The 3,289-nt window shown below is 67.5% G+C and carries 2 protein-coding genes; one reads left to right on the top strand and one right to left on the bottom strand.

Annotation, left to right across the window (positions count from 1 at the left end):
- Nucleotides 1-298 precede the first annotated feature (298 nt).
- A complete protein-coding gene (locus tag ACIQ6O_RS15100) occupies nucleotides 299-1,114 on the bottom strand; it encodes a helix-turn-helix domain-containing protein (RefSeq protein WP_396208605.1) in 816 nt (271 codons plus the stop codon).
- A 239-nt stretch (nucleotides 1,115-1,353) separates the two neighbouring features.
- Here ACIQ6O_RS15100 and ACIQ6O_RS15095 point away from each other — a divergent pair.
- Nucleotides 1,354-3,289 (top strand): PAS domain-containing protein (locus ACIQ6O_RS15095; protein WP_396208604.1); only part of this gene is annotated, 1,936 nt, incomplete at its 3' end.

Below are 3,289 nucleotides of genomic sequence, written 5' to 3'. Positions count from 1 at the left end.
ATGTTGCCGGTGAGGGCCAAGTGGAGCATGCCGGAAACGTAGGGGGAGATCGCGTGGGCGACCACCAGCAGACGGCGGACGGCAGGAACTACAGCACGCAGTGCGGGAGGAATTCGGGACAACAAAACGGGGGCGACCGCTTCGCGGCGCCCCCGATTTCCTTTGCGGTGAGGACATCGGGAGCTGCGCGCAGCGCTGGCTCCCGCATTGTTCAACCGCTTCCCTCCCACCTGCCGACTGTGGTTCCTGCCGTCTGCCGTCTACAAGCCAGTCGCACACCAGCACAGACACCGCCGTCTCAGGCTGCCGCCGAGTCCTGCATATCATCCTCGTGATCCGAGATCTGCCGACGCTTCTCGCGGTTCACGAGCAATTCCTGAATCACCCAGCCCGCACCGCCGCGCAGACGAATCTGGTGCGGCGTGCAGCCGAGGTAGCGCTGGCAGGTGTTGCGGAACGCCGAGCCCGACGGGAAGTCGAGGGCGCTCGCGACCCCGTCCGCGCTGCGCGATCCGTCCTCGAGCATGCTCGCGGCGACGATGAGACGCCCCCACGTGAGCAGCTGATGCGGCGGTGGCAGCTGCGCGCCCTCGAGACGCTTGGACAGGAGTCGGCGCGACACGGCGATGAGGCGGGCCAGGCTGTCCGGCGTGAGCCGCTCGTGCGCCCGGGTCACCGAGAGCATGACCGCGTCACGCACCACACTGCGCAGGCCGGCGAGGTGTGGCTTGAGCAGACTCGATACACTGCGCGCCTCGGCCTGATCCAGCAGGGTCGCCAGCATCTGGGTCGTGTCCGTTTCGTCAGCCACCACCAGCACGTCGATGCCGCAGCGTCCCGCATCGAACATGTCCTTGGCTCGCTCGCGCGTCAGGTCCACGTAGGCGACGAGCGCCGCCCGCGGAACACGAATACGCAGTTGCCGGACGCGTTCGAAATCGGCGCGGCCATCCACATACAGGTCGAAGACGACCACGTTGATCGGCCCCCGCTCACAAGCGCGCGTGAGCGAGGTCCAGTCTTCGCAGGGCACGAATCGATACCGATCCCGCGCGGCACTGCGAAGCCGTGCGAGTCGAGATTCGTGCGCGAGCAGCGTCGCGATTACGCCCATGCGACGATCCGTCCGGGGTAGGTGAGTAGGGAAAACATCGGTCTCGCCGGAAAAGACGCCCGCCCGCCGAAAAGCGTCACAAGGGCCTGTACCGGGTGGGTCCCGCGCCGGGCCGCGGGGGATGCCTCCGGAGCCCCGGGCGTGACTTCCGGCTCGCCACCGCTTCCGACGTGCCCCCTGACGCGACCCCCCGCGATCTGTCACATTCAGGGAGCCATTCATCTGCCGTCGCTTACATCGTGCCACTGCCCCCCGCCGCTGACTCCGCCGACCTGTTCGCCCTGCACGATGTGCTGGGGGATGCGTTGGTGATGCTCGACACTGATGGCCGTGTCGTCGCGGCGAATGACACGGGCGATAGGTTGCTGGCGGTGTGGAGCGGGCGAATCGGCAGCGAACTTGCCGTCGCGACCGGGGCTACGCCGGCCTTGTCCGATTGGATCCGGCGCACGTTGGCTGGCGGGCCTCGGAGTACCCAGCGGGTATCGGATCCGATCGCGCAGACGGTGTGGGACTGCGCGCTCGTTCGCTGGCCCGGTCGTGTGCAGTGGGTCCTGCGCGCCCACGAGATCACCGACCTCGCAGCGCGTCACGAGGAGGCCGAGTCTGCGCTGCAGAATTTCCGCCTGCTCACGGCGCAGATGCGCGACATGCTCATCCTCGTGCGCATCGAGGGGCCGGACCGCTATGTCTGCGAGGCGGTCAACCCGGCGTATCTCGCGGCGACCGGTTTGCGAGAGGACGAGGTCGTCGGGCGTCGCCCCGATGAGCTGCTTCCGCCGGCGGAGGCGGCCTTCGCCATGCAACGCTATGCGCAGGCCATCGCGTCGCCCGACCCGATCACGTACCGCGAAGAGGTCGCCGCGAACAGCGGTCGCCTCATCGTGGAGACCCGCCTGTCGGTGCGCCGCGATGCTGATGGCCGTCCCACGCACGTGGTCGGCCTCGCGCGCAACATCACCGAGGTGGAGCAGACCGCTATCGCGCTGGCGGCCTCCGAGGCCCGGCTCCGCGGCGTGCTCGATGCCGGATTCGATGCCTTCGCGCTCGCCCGCGCCGTCCGTGCTGCTGACGGTCGCATCGTCGATTTCGTCCTGATCGATGTCAATGCGCGCGCGTGTGAAATGGTCCAGCGCGGTCGCGACGATATCATTGGCCGGTCGCTCCTCGACATCTTTCCGCGCAGTCGTGAATGGGGACTCTGGGAGCAGTGCTGCACGGTGGTGATCACCAATCAGCCGCTCGAGACCACGCAGTTCGCCCCCACCCTCGAGGAACCCGCCCGCTGGTTGCAGCGGCAGCTCGTGCCCGTCGATCACGATGCCGTCGCCATCAGCTCGCGTGACATCACCCAGCGGCAGCTCGAACGCCTCGCCCTCGAGGCCAGTGAGGCGCGGCACCGTCAGCTGTTCGAAACCAACGGGGCGATCCAGTTGCTCGCGGAGTTCGATACCGCGCGCATCGTGGACGTAAACCCGGCGGCCGAGGCGTTCTACGGGTGGCCGCGTGAAACGATGCGCGAGATGTATCTCACCGATCTCGAGAGCATCGCCATCGACCACTGGCGCGAGCTCACCTCGGGCATCGCCACCGGGACCGGGTTGCACCTGCAGAGTGATCATCGCATCGCCACCGGGGAGCTTCGTCAGGTGGAGGCGTTCATCGGTGTCGCCGAGACGACGGAACGCCGGCTGCTGCACATCATCATCCAGGACATCACCGATCGCGTACGCGCCGAGCGGCAGCTCCGTGAATCGGAAACGCGTTTCCGTGCCGTGATCTCAGGTATGCGCGAAGGGGTCGTGCTGCACGACGAGACCGGCGCCATTCGTGTGCACAACCCGAGTGCCGAGCGCATTCTTGCGCTGAGCGCCGATCAGCTGTCCGGCCTTGTCCCCGTCGATCGTGACTGGCAGGCGGTGCGGGAAGACGGCTCGCCATGGCCACCCACCGATCACCCGGCCATGCTGGCGCTACGCACGGGGCAGTCGCAGCCCCGTCAGCTCATGGGCATCCGGCGTGGCAACGACGAACCGGCGTGGTTGAGTGTGACGGCCGACCCGCTGATTCGCGCGGGCGAGGTGCGTCCGTATGCCTCGGTGGCGGTGTTCACCGACGTGACGGAAATCCGTGCCTCCGAGGAACGCCTGCGGCAGGCGCAAAAACTGGAGGCCG

Origin of the sequence: Gemmatimonas sp. (genome assembly GCF_044345575.1) — a bacterium.
GTDB lineage: Bacteria > Gemmatimonadota > Gemmatimonadetes > Gemmatimonadales > Gemmatimonadaceae > Gemmatimonas.
Note: the sequence above shows the minus strand (reverse complement) of the source record. Positions and strands in the feature narration are given on the sequence as shown.